Below are 19980 nucleotides of genomic sequence, written 5' to 3'. Positions count from 1 at the left end.
GTCAGGTCGAGCCCCAGACCTCCTGCGCGGTCTCGACCACCAGGCGCAGCTTGTTGCGCTGCGCTTCCACCGCGATGTTGTTGCCGTGCACCGTGCTGGAGAAGCCGCACTGCGGCGACAGCGCGAGCTGGTCGAGCGAGGCGTACTTGGCGGCGTCCTCGATGCGGCGCTTGAGTTCGTCCTTGTCTTCCATCTCGCCGAACTTGGTGGTCACGAGGCCGAGCACCACGGTCTTGCCCTTGGGCAGGTAGCGCAGCGGCTTGAAGTCGCCCGAGCGGGCGTCGTCGTATTCCATGAAGTAGGCGTCGAGGTCCATCTCCTTGAGCAGCGCCTCGGCCACGGGCTCGTAGTTGCCGGCCGCGGCGTGCGTGCTCTTGAAGTTGCCGCGGCACAGGTGCATGGCCAGCAGCATGCCTGGCGGCTTCTGCGCCACCACCTTGTTGATGAAGGCGGCGTAGCGGTGCGGCAGTTCGTTCGGGTCGTCGCCGCGCTTGCGGGCGGCTTCGCGCATGTGCTCGTCGCACAGGTAGGCGAGGTTGGTGTCGTCCATCTGCACGTAGGTGCAGCCGGCGGCGGCCAGCGAGCGCAGCTCGTCGCCGTAGGCCTTGGCCACGTCGTCGTAGAACGTCGGGTCGAGCTCGGGGTACGCCTCCTTGCTGATGCCGGCGCGTCCGCCGCGGAAGTGCAGCATGGTCGGCGAGGGGATCGTCACCTTCGGTGTGCGGCCCGCCGAGACCTGGCTCTTGAGGTACTGGAAGTCGGCGAGCTGGATGTCCTTGATGTGGCGCACCTTGTCGAGCACGCGCATCGCGGGCGGAGCGAGTTCTTCGGTGCCGTCGGGCTTGCGGATGGTGACCGGAATGTCGGTCTTCACGCCGCCGAGCTGGTCGAGGAAGTCGATGTGGAAGTAGGTGCGGCGGAACTCGCCGTCGGTGATGCTCTTCAGGCCAATGTCTTCCTGGAAGCGGACGATCTCGGTGATTGCCTTGTCTTCGACGAGGCGAAGCTGTTCGGGCGTGATCTCGCCCTTGGCTTTCTGTTCGCGGGCTTCGAGCAGGTACTTGGGGCGCAGGAAACTGCCCACGTGGTCGTAGCGGGCAGGCAAGGCGGCGTGCTGTGACATGGATGACTCCGTCGTGATTTGGGGAACGAGCGGAACATCGTATCGCCTTCGAAATGTCGATGCCTGTATACAGATATCTCAGTGTTTACCCTCGAAATGGCTTTAAAAGCTGGAAATTTATAGTTTTCTGTATACATTGAGTATTCATGAAAACGCCCACGACCGCCTTTCCACTGAACGCCTGGTATGCCGCCGCCTACGACGTCGAAGTGCGTCACGCGCTGCTGCCACGCACTATCTGCAACCAGAAAGTGGTGCTGTTCCGCCGCACCGATGGCCAGGTGGCCGTGCTCGAAGACGCCTGCTGGCACCGGCTGATGCCGCTGTCGCTGGGCCGCCTCGAGGGCGACGAACTGGTCTGCGGCTACCACGGCCTCGTCTACAACAGCCAGGGGCGTTGCACCCACATGCCGAGCCAGGAAACGCTCAACCCCTCGGCTTGCGTGCGCAGCTTTCCGGTGGTCGAGAAGCACCGCTTCGTGTGGATCTGGCCCGGCGATCCGGCCAAGGCCGACCCGGCGCTGGTGCCCGACATGCACTGGAACGACGACCCCGCCTGGGCCGGCGACGGCAAGATGATCCGCGTCAACTGCGACTACCGCCTCGTGGTCGACAACCTCATGGACCTGACGCACGAGACCTTCGTGCACGGCTCGTCCATCGGCAACCGCGAAGTGGCCGAGGCGCCTTTCGTGGCCACGCATGGCGACCGCTCGGCAACCGTCACGCGATGGATGGAAGACATCGACCCGCCGCCGTTCTGGGGCAGCCAGATCCGCCATGCGCGCGGCTACACCGGCAAGGTCGACCGCTGGCAGATCATCCGTTTCGAAGGCCCGTGCACCGTGAACATCGACGTCGGCGTGGCCGAGGCGGGCAGCGGCGCGGTGCCCCAGGGCAGCGACCCTGGCGACCGCAGCAAGGGCGTCAACGGCTACGTGCTCAACACCATCACGCCCGAGACCGACAAGACCTGCCTCTACTTCTGGGCCTTCTCGCGCAACTACTGCCTGGGCGAGCAGCGCCTCACGCACGAGCTGCGTGAAGGCGTCGCCGGCATCTTCCGTGAAGACGAGCTCGTGCTCGAGGCGCAGCAGAAGGCGATGGATGACCACCCCGACCACAAGTTCTACAACCTCAACATCGACGCCGGCTCGATGTGGGCGCGACGGCTGATCGACCGCATGATCGAAAAGGAAAAGCCCGCGCGCGCCGCGATCCCGATCCGGCCGGCCGAAAAGGCAGCCGCGTGAAGGTCGCTGCCGTTTCCACCGCCGCCGAGCCCGGCGACAGCGGCAGTTCGCAGGCCGTGAAGGCGCAACTGCGGCTGCGCGAGATGATCCTTGCGGGCGAGTTGCCCGGTGGCGCGCGCATTGCCGAAGTGGCCATCTCCGAGCAGCTTGGCGTGTCGCGCACGCCGGTGCGCACCGCGCTCATGCGGCTCGAACAGGAGGGCCTGCTCGAAGCGCTGCCCAACGGCGGCTATGCGGTGCGTACTTTTTCGGAGCGCGACGTGGCCGACGCCATCGAGCTGCGCGGCACGCTCGAAGGACTGGTCGCCCGGCTCGCGGCCGAGCGCGGCGCGGCGCCCGTGGTGCTGCGCGAGGCGCGCGCCTGCCTGCAGCGCATCGACGAGCTGCTGCGCGAGCCCGCACTCGACGACGCGGCCTTCTCGCGCTACGTGACGCACAACGAGCGCTTCCACGCGCTGCTCTGCGAAATGGCGGGCAGCCCCGTCATCGCGCAGCAGCTGGAGCGCGTGATCAACCTGCCGTTTGCCTCGCCCTCGGGCTTCGTCATCGTGCAGGCCAACTCGCCGGCCGCGCGCGACATGCTCGTGATTGCGCAAGACCAGCATGTGCAGGTGCTCGACGCCATCGAGTCCGGCGAAGGCTCGCGTGCCGAGGCGCTGATGCGCGAGCACAGCCGCATCGCGCGGCGCAACCTGCGCGATGCGCTGCACGGCACGCCCACCGCCGAACAGCGACCGCTGCCGGGCGTGCAGCTGATCCGCCGGCGCGGCTGATTTCTCCTTTTTCTCTCTCCGGTTGTTCTCCCGATGAAAAGCGATCTTCAATGGATGCAGGCGCAAGTCGTTGCGCTGCGCGATGTCACGCCCACCGTGCGCGAATTCGAACTGCGCCCCGACGGCGGCTTTGCCGAATCCCATGAACCCGGCGCCCACCTGCAAGTGCAGGTGCTGACGGCGCAGGGCAAGGTGCAGACCCGCTCGTACTCGCTGGTGGGCGAGGGCGACGGCCAGTGCTGGCGCATCGCCGTCAAGCGGCTCGATGACGGCCGTGGCGGCTCGCTCGCAATGTGGCGGCTGGCCGTGGGCGACCGTCTGCAAGTGAGCGCGCCGCAGAACCACTTTCCGCTCGACCTCTCGGCGCCCGGCTACCTGCTGGTGGCGGGCGGCATCGGCATCACGCCGCTGGTGCTGATGGCGCAGCGGCTGGGCGCGCACGCAAGGCGCACCGGCGTGCCGGTGAAGATGCTCTACGGCGCGCGGCATGCGGGCGAGCTCGGCTATCTGTCGCATCTGCAAGAGGCATTGGGCGAGGGCGTCGAAGCTCATGAAGGCTCGGCTCCCATCGACTTCGCCGCTGCCATCGCCGCGCTGCCGTCCGGCGGCCAGCTCTACACCTGCGGCCCGGTGCCCATGCTCGAAGCCGTCAAGCGCGCGTGGCACGCAGCCGGCCGTGCCATCGAAGACCTGCGCTTCGAAACCTTCGGCAGCAGCGGCCGCCTGGCCACGCAGTCCTTCCAAGTGCGCATTCCCCGGCACGACCTGGCCATTACGGTGCCGGCCGACTGCACGCTGCTCGAAGCCCTCGACGCAGCCGGCGTACAGACGCTCTCGGACTGCAAGCGCGGCGAATGCGGCTTGTGCGCCATGGACGTGATCGCCGTCGACGGCGAGATCGATCACCGCGACGTGTTCCTCAGCGAGCACGAAAAGAAGTCGACCACGCGCATCTGCGCCTGCGTGTCGCGCGCCGTGGGCACCCTCACGCTCGACTCCGCCTACCGCGCCGACAGCTGACCTGCCCGCTCTGCAAGCTGCCTTGCGCGATGATCGCGCAGTTCATTTGGCAATCGCGCAACAAAGGTCAACAGTCTTGGCCGGCTAGGTGATTGCCTGCTCCGCCGGATGTTGCAAAGTGTTGAAAATAGCCCCGGTTCGCGTTCCGCCCCTCAAAGGAAAAAACATGCAAAGACGCCATCTCATCCAGACCGCCGCCCTCTCGGCACTTGCGCTTTCAATGTCGCTGGCCAGTGCCCAGGACGCCAACAAGTTCAAGATCGGCCTGATCCTTCCGATGACGGGCCAGTCGGCCTCCACCGGCCGCCAGATCGAAGCCGCCGCGCGCCTGTACATGGCCCAGAACGGCGACACCGTGGCCGGCAAGAAGGTGGAGCTGATCGTCAAGGACGACACTGGCCTGCCCGACGTGACCAAGCGCCTCGCGCAGGAGCTGGTGGTGAACGACAAGGTCAACGTGCTGGCCGGCTTTGGCCTGACGCCGCTGGCGCTGGCCGTGGCGCCAATTGCCACGCAGTCGAAGACGCCAGAAGTGGTGATGGCGGCGGCCACGTCGAGCATCACCGAGGCCTCGCCCTACATCATCCGTTCGAGCTTCACGCTGCCGCAGGTGTCGGTGGCCATGGGCGACTGGGCGCCGAAGAATGGCGTGAAGACGGTCGTCACGCTGGTGGCCGACTACGGCCCGGGCAACGATGCCGAGAAGTTCTTCAGCGAGCGCTTCCAGCTCAATGGCGGCAAGGTGCTCGACAAGCTGCGCGTGCCGCTGCGCAACCCCGACTTCGCTCCCTTCCTGCAGAAGGTGCGCGACGTGAAGCCCGACGCGCTGTTCGTCTTCGTGCCCTCGGGCGCAGGCGCGGCGGTGATGAAGCAGTTCCTCGAGCGCGGCATGGACAAGGCCGGCATCAAGATGATCGCCACCGGCGACGTGACGGACGACGACCAGCTCAACGACATGGGCGACGGCGCGCTGGGCGTGGTCACCTCGCACCACTACTCGGCCGCGCACCCCTCGGCCATGAACAAGAAGTTCGTCGAGGCCTTCGAGAAGGCCAACCCGAAGATGCGCCCCAACTTCATGGCTGTGGGCGGCTACGACGGCATGCGCGTGATCTACGAAGCACTCAAGATCACCAAGGGGCAGGGCGGCGGCGAAGCGCTGCTGGCGGCCATGAAGGGCCAGGTCTTCGAGAGCCCGCGCGGCCCGGTGCTGATTGATGCGCAGACGCGCGACATCGTGCAGGACGTGTATCTGCGCAAGGTCGAGAAGAAGGACGGGCAGCTTTACAACGTCGAGTTCGATGTGATCAAGGGCGTGAAGGATCCAGGTAAAGCCAAGTGAGGCTTGTCTCTGGGGGGCGTTGTTGTTCGGGGCGCGATCACGCCGACGGGGTACCTTGCTCCGCGAATGTCCCCCGGCCTTCGGCCTCCTCCTTTATTTTGCTGCGCAAGGCACCCCATCGGCGTGATCTTTCAGAGCAGTCGTTGATCGGCCGGCATAAGCACGCACCCCGAACGAAACGAACAGCCCCAGAAATAGCTTCGTAAAAAACACGACATGCTGACCATTCTTTTCGACGGCATCGCCTATGGCATGCTGCTCTTCGTGCTGGCGGTAGGCCTCGCCGTGACGCTCGGCCTGATGAACTTCATCAACCTCGCACACGGCGCTTTCGCCATGGCGGGTGGCTACCTCACGGTGTTCGCAATGCAGAAGCTCGGCGTGCCCTTCCTGGCCTGCCTGCCGCTCGCATTCATCGTCGTCGCGCTGGCTGGGGCCTTGCTCGAACGCACGCTCTACCGGCCGATGTACGGCAAGCCGCACCTCGACCAGGTGCTCTTTTCCATCGGCCTTGCCTTCATGGCGGTGGCGGCCATCGACTACTTCGTGGGCTCCTCGCAGCAGAACGTGCAATTGCCTGAATGGCTGCGCGGGCGCACCGAGATCGGCGACGGCGCGCTGCTGTTGGGCATGGGGCACTACCGGCTCTTCATCATCGGCGTGTGCGCGGTGCTCACCGTGGTGCTGCAGCTCATTCTTTCGAAGACGCGCTTCGGCAGCCGGCTGCGCGCCGCGGTCGATGACCCGCGCGTGGCGGCGGGCCTGGGCATCAACGTGAACATCGTGTTCCTGCTGACCTTCGCCGTGGGCTCGGGGCTCGCGGGCCTGGGCGGTGCGCTGGGCGCGGAAATTCTCGGGCTCGACCCGACCTTCCCGCTCAAGTACATGATCTATTTCCTGATCGTGGTGTCGGTCGGCGGCACCTCGTCGATCACCGGGCCGCTCGCGGCGGCGCTGCTGCTGGGCATCGCCGACGTGGCGGGCAAGTATTTCATTCCGAAGATGGGTGCGTTCACCGTCTACCTCCTGATGATCATGATCCTGATGTGGCGGCCCCAGGGCCTGTTCACGCGCAAGGGAGGCCGTTGATGAGTGCGCCTTCAACCACCGAGTTCCAGTCGGCCCTCTTGCGCAAGGCGCGCTGGCACCCGCTCGAATTCGTGGCCTGGGCCGTGGCCTTTGCGCTGCCGCTCGTCATGCCCTCGCACTCGCTGCTGGTCAACGAGATCGCCATCGTCGCGTTGTTCGCGATGTCGCTCGATTTGATTCTTGGCTACACCGGCATCGTGTCGCTGGGTCATGCCGCCTTCTTCGGTTTCGGCGCGTATGCGGCGGCGTTGTTCGCCAAGCTCGTGATGCCGGACCCGACCGTGGGGCTGGTGATCGCAACCGTGCTGTCGGCCTTGCTGGGCCTCGTGGCCAGCGTGACGATCTTGCGCGGCAGTGACCTCACACGGCTGATGGTCACGCTCGGCACCGCGCTGCTGCTGCTCGAACTCGCCAACAAGCTCGACTGGCTCACCGGCGGCGCCGACGGCCTGCAGGGCGTGGTGATGGGGCCGGTGCTCGGCCTGTTCGAGTTCGATCTGTACGGCCGCACGGCCGCCTGGTATTCGCTGGCCGTGATGCTGGTGCTGTTCCTCGTGATGCGCCGGCTCGTGCATTCGCCGTTCGGCGCCACGCTGAAGGCCATTCGCGACAACCGGCTGCGCGCCATGGCCATCGGCATTCCGGTCGTGTCGCGGCTCGTGGTGATCTACACCGTGGCGGCGGGCATCGCCGGCGCCGCGGGCGCGCTGCTCGCGCAGACCACCGGCTTCGCCTCGCTCGACGTGCTGGCCTTCGACCGCTCGGCCGATGTGCTGCTGATGCTGGTCATCGGCGGCGTGGGCTGGCTCTATGGCGGCGTGGCGGGCGCCATCGTGTTCAAGCTGCTGCAGACCTGGCTGTCGGCCGTGACGCCGCAGTACTGGATGTTCTGGATCGGCCTGATCCTGGTGCTGCTGGTGCTCGTGGGGCGCGACCGCCTGCTCAAGCCGTGGACATGGTTCGGCTTGGGCGGCAAGAAGAAGGCCGAGAAAGGTGGTGTGGCATGACCGACACCGTGCTCTCGACCCATGGCCTCGTGATGCGCTTCGGCGGCATCACCGCCACCAACAACGTGACGATGGAGCTCAAGCGCGGCGCACGCCATGCGCTGATCGGCCCCAACGGAGCGGGCAAGACCACGCTCATCAACCAGCTGACGGGCGTGCTCACGCCGACCGAAGGCCGCATCACGCTGCTGGGCGAAGACATCACCACGCTCGCGCCGCACAAGCGAGTGGCGCGCGGGCTGGTGCGCACCTTCCAGATCAACCAGCTGTTCGATTCGATGACGCCGCTCGAAACGCTGGCGCTCGTGGTGTCGCAGCACCAGGGCATCGGCGCGCAATGGTGGCGGCCGCTCGGCGCCAGCAAGGCGATTGCCGAGCGCGCGGGGCAACTGCTCGAACAGTTCCACCTGGGCGACGTGGCGCAACAGCAGGTGAAGCACCTGGCTTACGGCAAGCGCCGCCTGCTGGAGATTGCGATTGCGTTGGCCTGCGAGCCGCGCGTGCTGCTGCTCGACGAGCCCGTGGCGGGCGTGCCCGCCGGCGAGCGCGAAGAACTGCTGCAGACCGTGGCCGCGCTGCCCGCCGATGTGTCGGTGCTGTTGATCGAGCACGACATGGACTTGGTGTTCAGCTTTGCCGACAGCATGACCGTGCTGGTCAACGGCACGCTGCTGACCGAAGGCGACCCCGAAACCATCGCCAACGATCCGAAGGTCAAAGAGGTCTACCTGGGCCACGGGGAGAGCGCTCATGTCTGAGCTGCTGCGAATAGAAAACCTGAGCGCCGGCTACGGCGAGGCCGTGGTGCTGCACGACGTGGCGTTCGCGCTCGGCGAAGGCCAGACGCTGGCTCTGCTGGGCCGCAACGGCACGGGCAAGACCACGCTGATCAACACGCTCGCGGGCGCGACGCGCCAGCACGGCGGCAGCATCACGCTGGGCGGCCAGGCGCTGCACAAGCTCGCGCCGCATCAGCGTGCGGCGGCCGGCATCGGCTGGGTGCCGCAGGAGCGCAACATCTTCAAGTCGCTCACGGTGCACGAGAACCTCACGGCGGTGGAGCGGCCGGGCAAATGGAACCCGCAGCGCGTCTACGAGATGTTCCCGCGCCTTGCCGAGCGCAAGACCAACCTCGGCACGCAGCTCTCGGGCGGCGAGCAGCAGATGCTGGCCGTGGGCCGTGCGCTGGTGTTGAACCCGAAGCTGCTGCTGCTCGACGAGCCGCTCGAAGGGCTCGCGCCGATCATCGTGGAAGAGCTGCTGCGCGCCATCCGCCGCATCACGCAGGACGAGGGGTTGGCCGCGATCATCGTGGAGCAGCATCCGCAGGCGATCCTCGCGATTTCCGACGAAGCGGTGGTGCTCGACCACGGCACCATCGTGCACACCGACAAGGCCGCGACGTTGCGCACGCAGCCTGAAGTGCTCGACCGCCTGCTGGGCGTCGCGCGCTAGACGAGTTCCGCCAGGCGCGCCTTCCAGTCTTCCGCGCGGCCGAGCCATGGGCCGATGTCGATGCGGCTGGCGCTGCCATCGGCCTGCGTCAGCACGAAGGTCGGAAAGCCCTGGCCGCCAGCGCGCTGCAGGAACTGGCGGCTTTCGGCGAAGTGCCGTGCGGTCGATTCGCCTGACAGGCCCTCGAAGGCCGACGCGAAGGCTTCGGCATCGAAGCCGAGTTCGGCGGCGATCGCCTTCAGCACCTGCTCATCGGCGATGCGCTGGCCCTCGACGTAGTGCGCCCGCTGCAGGCGATGGATCATGTCCAGCCCGCCGCCTGCCCGCAGCGACTCGGCCGCGAGGATGGCGGTGGTCGGCGGCTCGGAGTCCATCGTCGCGCCAGTGTCGCGAAGCAGGCCCTCGAAGTAGCCTTCGCCGAAGGGCTGGCCCGTGAGTTCCGCGATGCGCCGGTCGTGCGGCATCACGTACTCGCGCCACTGCGGCGTGATCGAGCGGCGGTTGGCGCCGGTCATCATGCCGCCGCCGTGGAACTCGACCTTCAGGCCCGGCACGCTGCGCGCCGCGTCGACCAGCGGCGCGGCGGCATAGCACCAGCCGCACAGCGGGTCGAAGATGTAGTGGAGCGTGGCGCCTTCGCTCACTGCTTCGTTCATTGCGGCCACTTCATTTCTCCCTTGATGACCTTGGCGCCGAGTTCCAGCGACGAGGCGTCTTCCAGCTTCGGGTAGCGCTTCTTCATCGCGGCGATCAGCGCTGCCGAGTCCTTGGCCTTGGCGGCTTCGGTTTCGAAGGCCTGCAGATAGCTTCGCGTGAATTTCACCGAGGCGAGCGAGTAGGGCGCGCTGCCGTCGGCATTCGGCAGGTAGTGGCCGGGCACCACGGTCTTCGGGTGCAGCGCTTCGATGCGGCCCAGCGTCTTGATCCAGTCGCGGCGCGATTCAGGCGTCTGCGTGTCGGCCACCCAAACGTGGATGTTGGCCGACACCGGAATGCCGCCGACCACCGCCTTCAGCGAGGGAATCCACGCGAAGCTGCGCTCGGGCGTGGGGCCGTCGAGGCCCACGACCTGGATCTTGCGGCCTTCGAGCGTGAGGCTGTCGCCGGCCAAAGGTTGCGGCACGACCAGCGCCTTGGGCGCGTTGTCTTTCAGGATCGGGCCCCAGTGCGCGAGCTTGCCGTCCTTCGAGGCCTGGATGGCGGCCACGGTCTGGGGCGTGGCGACGATCTTCGCGTCGGGGAAGGCGGCCTGGATCACGTCGAGGCCGAAGTAGTAGTCGGGGTCGCTGTGGCTGATGTAGACCGTGGTGAGCTTCTTGCCCGTGGCCTTGATCTTCTGCACGAGCGCCTCGGCGTCGTTGCGCTGGAACTGCGCGTCGATCAGCACGGCGTCGGTCTGGCCGGTGACGATTTCCGAAGAGACCGGAAACATCGACTTCGCGCCGGGGTTGTAGACGTCGAGCTTGAGCGGCTGGGCAGCCTGCGCAGCGAGCGGGGCGAGGCTCAGGGTGGTGGCAAGGGCGGCGGCGGAGAGGAGGGCTCTGCGGAACATGCGGTGGTCTTTCTGTGTGCGGTGTGAAGGAGTGACAGCTCTGACCTTTCGAATGTAGGTTGCGCGAATCGAAATAAAAACCCGCTCCAGAGCAATGGATAGTTTCGGATTTCGGTCGAATGGGGTGCCTGGCCGTCAATCCGTGGCGCGCCGCTCAAGGTGTGCGACCAGCAATTGAGCAGACGGCGACAGCGCCGCCTCACTGCGGAAGCAGATTGCAAAACGCCGCCGCGCCCACGCATCGGTAAGCGGCATCAGGCGCAGGCCGAAGGCATCGGTGAAGGGCCGCGCAACCTCCGCCGGCACCACGCTGATCGCCAGTCCGGCGCGCACCACGCGCAGCGCCGCATCGAAGTTGGACACCAGCACGCGGTAAACCAGCGGCTTGCCCGCCACCGCCGCCTCGCGCGCCAGCATCAGCTGCACCGCACTGAGCGCGGGCATGCCGACGAATTCATGGTCGAGCACCTGCTCGAAGCGCACGTGTTCGTGCCTTGCCACAGGGTGCGAGGGATGCGCGACGATGGCGAGGTGGTCGGTGCGGTAATCGCGCCGCTCCAGGCCGTCGAGGTCGGCGGCGTCCCAGCACAGGCCGATGGAGGCGCTGCCCTCGCGGATGCCGCGCACGATCTCGGGGCTCACGCGCTCTTCCATGTCGACGCGGATGTTGCGGTGCGCCGGGTCTTGCAGAAAGTCGGCCACGTCCTCGGCCAGCGATTCGGCCATGACCGAGGCCGAGGCCAGGATGCGCACGTGCCCGCGCGCGCCGCCGGCGTAGGCGGCCATGTCGCGCTCGATGCGGTTCGCGCTGCCGAGCATCGCGCGGGCGTGCTCCAGCAGGGTTTCGCCGGCCGGCGTGGGCAGCACGCCGCGGCGCTTGCGCAGCAGCAGCGGCGTGCCGACGGCTTCTTCGAGCTGGGCCAGCCGCTTGCTGATGGCCGAGCCGACGATGCTGGCCTGCTCGCCGGCGCGCGCGATGCTGCGCGTTTCGCAGACGGCCACGAACAGGCGCAGGGTGGTCAGGTCGAGGTCTCTCATGATGTTCCGTTCTGGAATCAGATGGCTTCCAAAATATACCTTCTGGATCGAATCGGAACTTCTAACATCGACTCTGTACCCTCACGACGGAGACAAAGCCTTGATTCACGCCTTCCTGCCGCCACGCGCGGTCGTCCGCGAAGTGGGCCTGCGCGACGGCCTCCAGAGCATCGCCCGTGTACTGCCCACCGAACGCAAGCTCGAATGGATCCGCGACGCGTACGCGGCCGGACAGCGCGAGATCGAGGTCGGCTCGTTCGTGCCGGCGCATCTGCTGCCGCAGCTTGCGGACACAGCCGAACTGCTGGCCTATGCCAAGACCTTGCCGGAGCTCTTCGCCTCGGTGCTCGTGCCCAACCTCAAAGGCGCCGAACGAGCCATCGAGGGCGGGGCCGACCTGATGGTCGTGCCGCTTTCGGCCAGCCATGCGCACAGCCTCGCCAACCTGCGCAAGACGCCCGACGAGGTGGTGGCCGAGGTCGGGCGCATGCGCGCGGCGCGCGATGCGGCAGGCTCCAAAACGCTGATCGACGGCGGCGTGGGCACGGCCTTCGGCTGCACGCTGCAGGGCCACGTCGAGCCGGACGAGGTGCTGCGGCTGATGCAGGCGCTGCTCGACGCCGGCGCTGACCGCGTGAGCCTCGCTGACACCGTGGGTTATGCCGATCCGGCGATGGTGCGCAGCCTGTTCGAGCGCGCCTTGCGCATCGCTGGCGACCGTCTGTGGTGCGGCCATTTCCACGACACGCGCGGCATGGGGCTCGCGAATGCGTATGCCGCGCTGGAAGTCGGCATCACGCGCTTCGACGCCTGCCTGGCCGGCATCGGCGGCTGCCCGCATGCGCCAGGCGCCAGCGGTAATGTCGATACCGAAGACCTTGTCTTCATGCTCGAGAGCATGGGCGTTGCGACCGGCGTCGATCTGCCGAAATTGCTCGACCTGCGCCGGCGCGTGGCGGGCTGGCTCGAAGGCGAAACCTTGCAGGGCACGGTGTGGCGCGCGGGCTTTCCGAAGACCTTTTCTGCGACGGCGGGAGTCACGGCATGAGCACGACAGGCACTGAAGAAAAGCGCCTGCCGCTCACCGGCATCCGTGTGGTCGAGTTCACCCACATGGTCATGGGCCCGACCTGCGGCATGGTGCTCGCGGATCTGGGCGCGGAGGTCATCAAGGTCGAGCCCATCGATGGCGACCGCACGCGGCACCTGCTGGGCGCGGGCGCGGGCTTCTTCCCCATGTTCAACCGCAACAAGAAGAGCATCGCGCTCGATCTGCGGCACCCGCAGGGGCTGGAAGCCGCGCTGCGCCTGTGTGCCACGGCCGACGTGGTGGCGCAGAACTTCAAGCCCGGCACCATGGACAAGTACGGCCTGGGCTACGCCGCGCTCGGCAAACTCAACCCGCGCCTCGTATACGTCAACCACACGGGCTTCTTGCCAGGCCCTTATGAGCACCGCACTGCGCTCGACGAGGTGGTGCAGATGATGGGCGGGCTGGCCTACATGACCGGCCGCCCCGGCGATCCACTGCGCGCGGGCACCAGCGTCAACGACATCATGGGCGGCATGTTCGGTGCCATCGGCGCCATCGCTGCGCTGATGCAGCGCGCCGAGACCGGCAAGGGGCAGGAGGTGCAGTCTGCATTGTTCGAGAACAACGTGTTCCTGGTCGGGCAGCACATGCTGCAGTACGCGATCACCGGGCAGGCGGCGGCGCCGATGCCCGATCGCATCTCGGCATGGGCGCTGTACGACGTGTTCACCGTGAAGGACGGCGAGCAGATCTTCCTGGCCGCCGTGAGCGACGCGCAGTGGAACACTTTCTGCGACGCGCTGGGCTTCGACGACCTGAGGGCCGACTCCGCCCTGCGAACCAACAACGACCGCGTGCGCCTGCGGCCCACGCTGCTCGCCGACTTGCGCGAGCGCCTGGCCGGGCATTCGGCGGCGGAGCTGTCGGCGATCTTCGAGGCCAGGGGGCTGCCGTTCGCGCCGATCACGCGGCCCGAAGACCTCTACGACGACCCGCACCTGAAGGCCACCGGCGGCCTGGCGGACATCCGCCTGCCGGACGGCGAGCGTGCTGGAGAAATGGCGCAGACGACGCTGTTCCCGATCACGCTCGGTGGCGAACGCCTCGGCGTGCGGTTGCACCCGCCGACGCTGGGCGAGCACACGCGCGAGCTGCTGGCCGAACTGGGCTATGCGCGTGAGCAGGTCGATGCGCTACACGCCGAATCGGCCGTAGCCTGAGCAGAGCGACTTTTCAAGAACATAAAGAGAGACAACACCATGACCCAGACATTTCCTTCGATGAACCGCCGCGCGGTGCTCGGCCTCGGCGCGTGCGCCGCCGCCGTGGCCGCATGCCCCGCGCTTGCGCAGGGCTCCGACAAACCCATCCGCTTCATCCTGCCGATCAGCGCGGGCTCGGGCGTCGACACCATCGTGCGCGCTGCATCGGTCGCGCTCGGCAAGGCCTTCGGCCAGCCGGTGGTGATCGAGAACCTGCCGGGCGCGGGCGGCATCACCGGCGCCGCGGCCATCGTCAAGGCCGCGCCCGACGGGCTCACGCTGGGCATGGTGTCGAACAACCACGTCATCAACCCGGCAGTGTTCAAGAAGATGCCCTTCGACGCGATCAACGACGTCACGCCGATCAGCGTGGTGGGCGCGACGCCGCTGGTGCTGGTGGTGAACCCGAAGCTGCCCGCGAAGAACGTGAAGGAGCTGGTCGCGCTGCTGCGCGCGAAGCCCGAGGGCTACAACTACGCCTCGTCGGGCAACGGCACCATCATTCACCTGGCCGGCGAGATGTTCATGGACGAGGCCGGCGTGAAGGCGCGGCACATTCCCTACAAGGGCACCGGGCCGATGGTGACCGACATGATCGCGGGGCAGGTCGAGATGGGCGTGGTCGCGCTGCCGGCCGTGCAGCAGCACATCAAGAGCGGGGCGTTGCGCGCCCTCGGCCTGTGCAGCGCCGCGCGCTCGCCAGCCGCGCCGGACATTCCGACCATCGCGGAGCAGGGATTGCCGAACTACGCGGTCGAAGGCTGGTTCGCGGTGATCGGCCCGCCGAAGATGCAGGCGGCCGATGTCCAGCGCGTGCACGACGCGGTGGCCGCCGCGTTCACCAGCGCCGAGGTGCGCGATGCGATGGACAAGCAGGGCAACGTCATCAAGCCCACGACACCGGAGCAGGCCGCGAGCTACTTCCGCAGCGAGGCGGCGCGCTATGCGGCGCTGGTGAAGAAGGCGAACGTGGTGCTGGAGTAAAGGCGTAAGGGCGTGGCGGCTGCCTACGCCGGCGCAACCGCGCGGTAGAGCGCACGCACGAAGTCCGACTGCGTGATCATCCCCGCGAGGCGCTTCTCGCCGTCGATGATCGGGATGTGGTGGTGCCCGCCCTCGGAGAACAGCGGCACCAGGTCGACCACGGGCCGGTCGGCGCTGGCCACGCGTACCTGGCGCGTCATGATCTGGCCGACCACCTCGGGCTTGTTCGACATCACGGTGCGCGTGGCGCGGATCAGGTCGCGCAGCTTGCCGGCAATGCCTTCGTGGTGCTGCAGGTCGAGCTGGCGGAAGAAGTCGGCCTGCGTGACGATGCCCACCACGCGGCGCGTGCGGTCGGTGATGGGCAGGGCCTTGATGCGGCGCTCGTGCATCAGCGCCCACGCCTCCTGCAGCGGCGTGCCGAACTCCACCGAGACCGGCGTGCGCGACATGATGTCGGCGCAGTGCAGCGTGCCCAGGCGCCGCTTGTATGACTCGAGCTCGGTCTGCTGGATTAGCGATTGGAGGTCGTCGCGGCTGATGTCCAGCACCTGGTTGTAGCGGGCCAGCACGGCGTCGATGTCGGCCTGGCTGAAGCGCGCATCGGACGCAGGCGGGCGCGCCACCTGCACATGCGGATAGCGCCGACCGGTCAGCGAGTTGTAGGCCACGCCGGCCAGCACCAGCAGCAGCGAGTTGGTGAAGAAGGGGAAGAGGGCGGACGAAAAATGCGTGGTGTGCGTCAGCACCGCGAGTAGGGCCGCGGCGCCACCCGGCGGGTGCAGGCAACGCGCGCTGAACATCAGGCCGATGGCAGCAGCCACTGCAACGGCGGCGCCCAGCGCCGGGTCGGGAATCCAGTTGGCGGCCGCAATGCCGACCACCGCCGACAGCGTGTTGCCGCCGATCACCGCCCACGGCTGCGCCAGTGGACTGGCAGGCACCGCGAACACCAGCACGGCGCTGGCGCCCAGCGGCGCGATCAGCCAGACGGAGGCGGCGAGCGGGCCGGCCATCCATCGGCACAGCAGCGCAGTGACCAGCAGGCCGAGGCCCGCGCCCGCCACTGCACGCAGGCGCTCGCGGGCATCGACGGTGGTGCGGCCTGGCAGCCAGGCACGCGCGTAAGTCAGGAATGCTTCGAAGCGCATCGGAGCCTCGTCCGCGTTCTCAGCCTTCGTGCGCCACCATGCGCCCGATCTCGGGCCAGCGGTCATGCAGCCACACCCAGGCGACCAGGCCGATCGCGAGCATGCCCATGGAGGTCAGTGCCAGCGCGAGCGTCGAATGCATCACCAGCGGCGCCACCGCGCCGGCCACGATGCCGTTGGCGGTGGAGCCGATCACGGCCTGCAGCGACGAGGCCATGCCGCGGCGCTCGGGGTGCAGGTCGAGCACCAGCAGCGTGACCACCGGCACCATCAGCGCCCAGCCGAAGGCGAACACCGCCAGCGGCCACAGCGCCCAGGCCACGTGCGCCTGGAAGAAAGTGTTGGCCACCACGTTGACCACCGAGGTGGCCAGCATGATGACGAAGCCGTCGCGGATCTGCCGCTTGGGCGCGACCTTGCCGGCCATGCGGCCGCTGGCGCGCGCGCCGAGCATGATGCCGCCGATGGTCAGCAGGAAGAACCAGAAGAACTGCTGCGGCTGCAGCGCGAGGTGGTCGCCGAGGAATGCGGGCGCCGCCAGCACGTAGAGGAACATGCCGTTGAAGGGCACGCCGCTCGCAAAGGCCAGCAGCAGGAAGCGCGGGTCGGAGCACAGGTCCCAGTAGCCGCGCATCAGGTGCCGCACCTGGAAGGGCTGGCGATGGTCCTTGTGCAGTGTCTCGGGCAGCAGCTTGTAGTTGGCCGTGAACAGCACCACGCCCACCGCCACCAGGAACCAGAACACGGCGTGCCAGCCCGCGTGCACGAACAGGAAGCCGCCCACGATGGGCGCGATGGCTGGCGCCACGCCGAAGTAGATCGTGACCTGGCTCATGACCCGCTGCGCCTCGGCGGGCGGGAACATGTCGCGGATCACCGCGCGCGAGACCACGATGCCGGCGCCGGTCGACAGGCCCTGCAGCCCGCGGAACAGCACCAGCTGCGTGATGTTCTGCGACAGCGCGCAGCCCAGCGAGGCCAGCGTGAACACGGCCAGGCCCCACAGCACCACGGGGCGGCGGCCGAAGCTGTCCGACAGCGCGCCGTGGAACAGGTTCATGAACGCGAAGCCGAACAGGTAGGCCGAAAGCGTCTGCTGCATCTCGGCCGGCGTTGCGCCGATGGATTGTGCAATGCCCGAGAAGGCCGGGATGTAGGTGTCGATGGAAAAGGGCCCGAGCATGCCGAGCACCGCGAGCAGCACGGCAAGCGCCCAGCGCGGGGCCTGCCAGAGTTTGTCTGCATCGGGATTCATGAGGTTTGCTCCGTTCTTTTTATCGCAAGGGCCAAAAAGAAAGCGCCCTTGCGGGCGCCTCCTCGTCGGGGAAATACCGGGAGACCGGCTTAGAGCGTATCAATAAAGCTGCGCAGCTTGTCCGAACGCGACGGATGCTTGAGCTTGCGCAGTGCCTTCGCCTCGATCTGGCGGATGCGCTCGCGGGTCACGTCGAACTGCTTGCCGACTTCTTCCAGCGTGTGGTCCGTGCTCATCTCGATGCCGAAGCGCATGCGCAGCACCTTGGCTTCGCGCGGCGTGAGGCTGTCCAGGATGTCCTTGACCACGTCGCGCAGGCCGGCCTGCATCGCGGCTTCGATAGGAGCCGTGTTGCTGCTGTCCTCGATGAAGTCGCCCAGGTGCGAATCGTCGTCGTCGCCGATGGGGGTTTCCATCGAGATCGGCTCCTTCGCGATCTTCATGATCTTGCGGATCTTGTCTTCCGGAATCTCCATCTTCGCGGCCAGGATGCCGGCGTCGGGCTCGAAGCCGAACTCCTGCAAGTGCTGGCGCGAAATGCGGTTCATCTTGTTGATCGTCTCGATCATGTGCACCGGGATGCGGATGGTGCGCGCCTGGTCGGCAATCGAGCGGGTGATGGCCTGGCGGATCCACCACGTCGCGTACGTCGAGAATTTGTAGCCGCGACGGTATTCGAACTTGTCGACCGCCTTCATCAGGCCGATGTTGCCTTCCTGGATCAGGTCAAGGAACTGCAGGCCGCGGTTGGTGTACTTCTTGGCGATGGAGATCACGAGGCGCAGGTTGGCCTCGATCATTTCCTTCTTGGCGTCGCGCGAAGACGATTCGCCTTCGTTCATGCGCTTGTTGATGTCCTTCAGCTCGGACAGCGGCACCACCACGCGCGACTGGATGTCGGCGAGCTTCTGCTGCAACTCTTGCACCGGCGGGATGTTGCGCGCGAGCACCGTGCTCCAGGGCTTGCCGGCGGCGGCCTGCTTCTCGACCCACTTCAGGTTGAGCAGGTTGGAGGCGATGCGGTTGCCGTTCTTGTCGTAGCCGCTGAAGTCGCGGATGAACTCGTCCTGCGGGAAGCCGCACTTGTCCACGATGATGCGGCGCAGTTCGCGTTCCTTCTTGCGCACGTCGTCCACCTGCGTGCGCACCAGGTCGCACAGCTTCTCGATGGTCTTGGCGGTGAAGCGGATGGTCATCAGCTCGTCGGACACGGCCTGTTGGGCCTTGACGTACGCCGGCGTGCCGTAGCCTTCCTTCTCGTAGATCTTGTGGATCTTCTCGAACATGCTGGCGATGCGGTCGAAGCGATCGAGCGCTTCACGCTTGAGTTCTTCGAGCTTCTTGGTCAGGGCCTTGGAGCCGCCCTTGCCGTCGTCGTCGTCTTCCTCGTCGAACTCGTCGAAGTCTTCTTCGGCCACGTAGTCGTCGGCCTCGTTGGGGTTCGAGAAGCCGTCGACGATGGTCGAGATGACGACCTTGCCTTCACGAATCGTCGCGGCCATTTCGAGGATCGCGGCGATGGTGGCGGGGGAGGCCGAAATGGCTTCCATCATGGCCATCAGGCCGCCTTCGATGCGCTTGGCGATTTCGATTTCGCCTTCGCGCGTCAGCAGCTCGACCGTGCCCATTTCGCGCATGTACATGCGGACCGGGTCGGTGGTGCGGCCGAATTCGCTGTCCACCGTGGAGAGAGCGGCTTCGGCTTCTTCCTCGGCTTCTTCCACCGTGGTGGCGGTGGGCGCGGTGTTGTTCAGCAGCAGGGTTTCGGCGTCGGGCGTCTGCTCGTACACCGCCACGCCCATGTCGTTGAGCATGGTGACCACGACTTCCATGGTCTCGGCGTCGACCAGCTTGTCGGGCAAGTGGTCGGAGATTTCTCCGTGCGTGAGATAGCCGCGGGTCTTGCCCAGCGTGATCAGGGTCTTCAGGCGCGAGCGGCGCTTGGCCAGGTCTTCTTCGGAGAGCACGGTCTCGTCGAGGCCGAACTCCTTCATCAAGGCGCGTTCCTTCGCCTTGCTGATCTTCATGCGCAGCGGCTTGACCTTCTCTTCGGTGGTCGTGGCAACCGCTGGCTCGTCGCCGGCCAGGTCGTCTTCGATGTCCGACAGGTCGACGTCGCTCTCGGGGGCTTCCTTGTCAGCCTTGGGCTTGCGGCCGCGCTTGGCGCCGGTGGCGGGCGTGGCGGCGCCGGCGGCCTTGGGCGGGCGGCCGACTTTCTTGGCTGCGGGGGCGGCTGCTTTTTTGGGATCGTCGAGAGAGGTCGATTTCGTGGGCACGGTTTTCACTTTCGTTGCGGCTGCCGATTTGGATGCGGCGGCGGCCGTCTTGGTTGCCGGCTTCGCGCCGGCTTTCAACGGTTTTTCTGTTGCGGGCTTGGTGGCGACGCTTTTGGCAAGTGAAGGAGCAGGCTTCTTTGAACTGGGCATACGACCTCGTTACGGCAAGAAAGAACAAGCGGGATCACAGGCGCACCGTCACGCGGACAGCGCCACCACAGCCCGTGCACAGGCACGGACTAAAAACAAATGGGAAAGAGGAATTAATTCCTCAACAGGCAAGATGTCGGGCGAACATTTGGTATGCAGTCCTTGCGGTTATTGACCCTTTCCGCCGGAATTTACCGTTGGAGTGCGTTGCGCTAGG

At 66.6% G+C, this 19980-nt stretch carries 18 protein-coding genes and 1 pseudogene; 12 read left to right on the top strand and 7 right to left on the bottom strand.

Translation table 11 applies throughout. The annotated features are described in order from the left end of the window. Position 1: 1 nt before the first annotated feature. Positions 2–1123 carry a 5-methyltetrahydropteroyltriglutamate--homocysteine S-methyltransferase gene (locus tag ACSFCA_RS14455; protein WP_435459949.1) on the bottom strand — a complete coding sequence of 374 codons (1122 nt, stop codon included), beginning with the start codon at positions 1121–1123 and terminating at the stop codon, positions 2–4. Positions 1124–1269: 146 nt separating this feature from the next. Between ACSFCA_RS14455 and ACSFCA_RS14450 the strand changes: the two genes are divergently transcribed. The 8 genes from ACSFCA_RS14450 (at position 1270) to ACSFCA_RS14415 (ending at position 9062) form a co-directional block, all read left to right on the top strand. Continuing rightward, positions 1270–2376: an aromatic ring-hydroxylating dioxygenase subunit alpha gene (locus ACSFCA_RS14450; protein ID WP_258353900.1), complete on the top strand. Its 1107-nt coding sequence runs from the start codon at positions 1270–1272 to the stop codon at positions 2374–2376. Beyond that, entirely contained in the window at positions 2373–3149 is a 777-nt protein-coding gene (locus ACSFCA_RS14445; RefSeq protein ID WP_093051306.1) for a GntR family transcriptional regulator, read from the top strand. Before ACSFCA_RS14450 ends, ACSFCA_RS14445 begins: the two co-directional genes overlap by 4 nt. A gap of 33 nt (positions 3150–3182) precedes the next feature. Beyond that, a complete protein-coding gene (locus ACSFCA_RS14440; RefSeq protein ID WP_258353901.1) occupies positions 3183–4169 on the top strand; it encodes a PDR/VanB family oxidoreductase in 987 nt (328 codons plus the stop codon). Positions 4170–4335: 166 nt separating this feature from the next. After that, positions 4336–5511: an ABC transporter substrate-binding protein gene (locus ACSFCA_RS14435; RefSeq protein ID WP_258353902.1), complete on the top strand. Its 1176-nt coding sequence runs from the start codon at positions 4336–4338 to the stop codon at positions 5509–5511. Between the two features lie 216 nt (positions 5512–5727). After that, positions 5728–6600 carry a branched-chain amino acid ABC transporter permease gene (locus tag ACSFCA_RS14430; protein ID WP_258353903.1) on the top strand — a complete coding sequence of 291 codons (873 nt, stop codon included), beginning with the start codon at positions 5728–5730 and terminating at the stop codon, positions 6598–6600. Beyond that, the gene (locus ACSFCA_RS14425) at positions 6600–7607 is read left to right on the top strand and encodes a branched-chain amino acid ABC transporter permease (protein WP_435459948.1); all 1008 of its coding nucleotides are present in this window, start codon (positions 6600–6602) and stop codon (positions 7605–7607) included. The genes ACSFCA_RS14430 and ACSFCA_RS14425 overlap by 1 nt, the downstream gene beginning before the upstream one ends. Then, positions 7604–8365, top strand: coding sequence for an ABC transporter ATP-binding protein (locus ACSFCA_RS14420; protein ID WP_435459947.1), 762 nt, complete (start codon positions 7604–7606; stop codon positions 8363–8365). Before ACSFCA_RS14425 ends, ACSFCA_RS14420 begins: the two co-directional genes overlap by 4 nt. After that, positions 8358–9062 carry an ABC transporter ATP-binding protein gene (locus tag ACSFCA_RS14415; protein ID WP_258353906.1) on the top strand — a complete coding sequence of 235 codons (705 nt, stop codon included), beginning with the start codon at positions 8358–8360 and terminating at the stop codon, positions 9060–9062. The genes ACSFCA_RS14420 and ACSFCA_RS14415 overlap by 8 nt, the downstream gene beginning before the upstream one ends. Here ACSFCA_RS14415 and ACSFCA_RS14410 read toward each other — a convergent pair. The 3 genes and pseudogenes from ACSFCA_RS14410 to ACSFCA_RS14400 all read right to left on the bottom strand — a co-directional run bounded on the left by ACSFCA_RS14410 (position 9059) and on the right by ACSFCA_RS14400 (position 11652). Next, positions 9059–9718 (bottom strand): DsbA family protein, encoded by a 660-nt coding sequence (locus ACSFCA_RS14410; protein WP_435459946.1) that lies wholly within the window; start codon positions 9716–9718, stop codon positions 9059–9061. The two genes, ACSFCA_RS14415 and ACSFCA_RS14410, sit on opposite strands and share 4 nt — an antisense overlap. Before the next feature lie 2 nt (positions 9719–9720). Continuing rightward, a pseudogene (locus ACSFCA_RS14405) lies at positions 9721–10614 on the bottom strand (MBL fold metallo-hydrolase); the annotation flags it as partial. A gap of 135 nt (positions 10615–10749) precedes the next feature. Further along, positions 10750–11652: a LysR family transcriptional regulator gene (locus tag ACSFCA_RS14400; protein ID WP_435459945.1), complete on the bottom strand. Its 903-nt coding sequence runs from the start codon at positions 11650–11652 to the stop codon at positions 10750–10752. A gap of 100 nt (positions 11653–11752) precedes the next feature. On the opposite strand from ACSFCA_RS14400, the gene ACSFCA_RS14395 reads away from it, so the two are divergent. The 3 genes from ACSFCA_RS14395 to ACSFCA_RS14385 are packed head-to-tail and all read left to right on the top strand — an operon-like array spanning position 11753 to position 14931. Continuing rightward, positions 11753–12700 (top strand): hydroxymethylglutaryl-CoA lyase, encoded by a 948-nt coding sequence (locus ACSFCA_RS14395; protein WP_435459944.1) that lies wholly within the window; start codon positions 11753–11755, stop codon positions 12698–12700. Then, positions 12697–13905: a CaiB/BaiF CoA transferase family protein gene (locus ACSFCA_RS14390; protein ID WP_435459943.1), complete on the top strand. Its 1209-nt coding sequence runs from the start codon at positions 12697–12699 to the stop codon at positions 13903–13905. The genes ACSFCA_RS14395 and ACSFCA_RS14390 overlap by 4 nt, the downstream gene beginning before the upstream one ends. A 39-nt stretch (positions 13906–13944) precedes the next feature. Then, positions 13945–14931, top strand: a complete 987-nt coding sequence (locus ACSFCA_RS14385; RefSeq protein WP_435459942.1) for a tripartite tricarboxylate transporter substrate binding protein — start codon at positions 13945–13947, stop codon at positions 14929–14931. Between the two features lie 23 nt (positions 14932–14954). Here ACSFCA_RS14385 and ACSFCA_RS14380 read toward each other — a convergent pair whose 3' ends face one another. The 3 genes from ACSFCA_RS14380 to rpoD all read right to left on the bottom strand — a co-directional run bounded on the left by ACSFCA_RS14380 (position 14955) and on the right by rpoD (position 19613). Then, entirely contained in the window at positions 14955–16082 is a 1128-nt protein-coding gene (locus tag ACSFCA_RS14380) for an HPP family protein (protein WP_435459941.1), read from the bottom strand. A gap of 19 nt (positions 16083–16101) precedes the next feature. Continuing rightward, on the bottom strand, positions 16102–17337 hold the full coding sequence (locus ACSFCA_RS14375) for a multidrug effflux MFS transporter (RefSeq protein ID WP_093051261.1): 1236 nt from the start codon (positions 17335–17337) through the stop codon (positions 16102–16104). A gap of 89 nt (positions 17338–17426) precedes the next feature. Next, a complete protein-coding gene (rpoD, locus tag ACSFCA_RS14370; protein ID WP_256216814.1) occupies positions 17427–19613 on the bottom strand; it encodes an RNA polymerase sigma factor RpoD in 2187 nt (728 codons plus the stop codon). On the opposite strand from rpoD, the gene ACSFCA_RS14365 reads away from it, so the two are divergent. Continuing rightward, a complete protein-coding gene (locus tag ACSFCA_RS14365; RefSeq protein WP_435459940.1) occupies positions 19606–19938 on the top strand; it encodes a hypothetical protein in 333 nt (110 codons plus the stop codon). The genes rpoD and ACSFCA_RS14365 overlap by 8 nt on opposite strands. Positions 19939–19980: the final 42 nt, after the last annotated feature.

The organism is Variovorax multivorans (genome assembly GCF_051216835.1).
Lineage (GTDB): Bacteria > Pseudomonadota > Gammaproteobacteria > Burkholderiales > Burkholderiaceae_C > Variovorax.
This window is presented reverse-complemented; position numbering and strand designations above follow the sequence as displayed.

Excerpts from the sequence above, each read along its gene's own strand:
- ACSFCA_RS14455 (WP_435459949.1), bottom strand. The coding sequence starts at position 1,123 with ATGTCACAGCACGCCGCCTTGCCTGCCCGCTACGACCACGTGGGCAGT.
- ACSFCA_RS14450 (WP_258353900.1), top strand. The coding sequence starts at position 1,270 with ATGAAAACGCCCACGACCGCCTTTCCACTGAACGCCTGGTATGCCGCC.
- ACSFCA_RS14440 (WP_258353901.1), top strand. The coding sequence starts at position 3,183 with ATGAAAAGCGATCTTCAATGGATGCAGGCGCAAGTCGTTGCGCTGCGC.
- ACSFCA_RS14435 (WP_258353902.1), top strand. The coding sequence starts at position 4,336 with ATGCAAAGACGCCATCTCATCCAGACCGCCGCCCTCTCGGCACTTGCG.
- ACSFCA_RS14430 (WP_258353903.1), top strand. The coding sequence starts at position 5,728 with ATGCTGACCATTCTTTTCGACGGCATCGCCTATGGCATGCTGCTCTTC.
- ACSFCA_RS14425 (WP_435459948.1), top strand. The coding sequence starts at position 6,600 with ATGAGTGCGCCTTCAACCACCGAGTTCCAGTCGGCCCTCTTGCGCAAG.
- ACSFCA_RS14420 (WP_435459947.1), top strand. The coding sequence starts at position 7,604 with ATGACCGACACCGTGCTCTCGACCCATGGCCTCGTGATGCGCTTCGGC.
- ACSFCA_RS14415 (WP_258353906.1), top strand. The coding sequence starts at position 8,358 with ATGTCTGAGCTGCTGCGAATAGAAAACCTGAGCGCCGGCTACGGCGAG.
- ACSFCA_RS14410 (WP_435459946.1), bottom strand. The coding sequence starts at position 9,718 with ATGAACGAAGCAGTGAGCGAAGGCGCCACGCTCCACTACATCTTCGAC.
- ACSFCA_RS14400 (WP_435459945.1), bottom strand. The coding sequence starts at position 11,652 with ATGAGAGACCTCGACCTGACCACCCTGCGCCTGTTCGTGGCCGTCTGC.
- ACSFCA_RS14390 (WP_435459943.1), top strand. The coding sequence starts at position 12,697 with ATGAGCACGACAGGCACTGAAGAAAAGCGCCTGCCGCTCACCGGCATC.
- ACSFCA_RS14385 (WP_435459942.1), top strand. The coding sequence starts at position 13,945 with ATGACCCAGACATTTCCTTCGATGAACCGCCGCGCGGTGCTCGGCCTC.
- ACSFCA_RS14380 (WP_435459941.1), bottom strand. The coding sequence starts at position 16,082 with ATGCGCTTCGAAGCATTCCTGACTTACGCGCGTGCCTGGCTGCCAGGC.
- ACSFCA_RS14375 (WP_093051261.1), bottom strand. The coding sequence starts at position 17,337 with ATGAATCCCGATGCAGACAAACTCTGGCAGGCCCCGCGCTGGGCGCTT.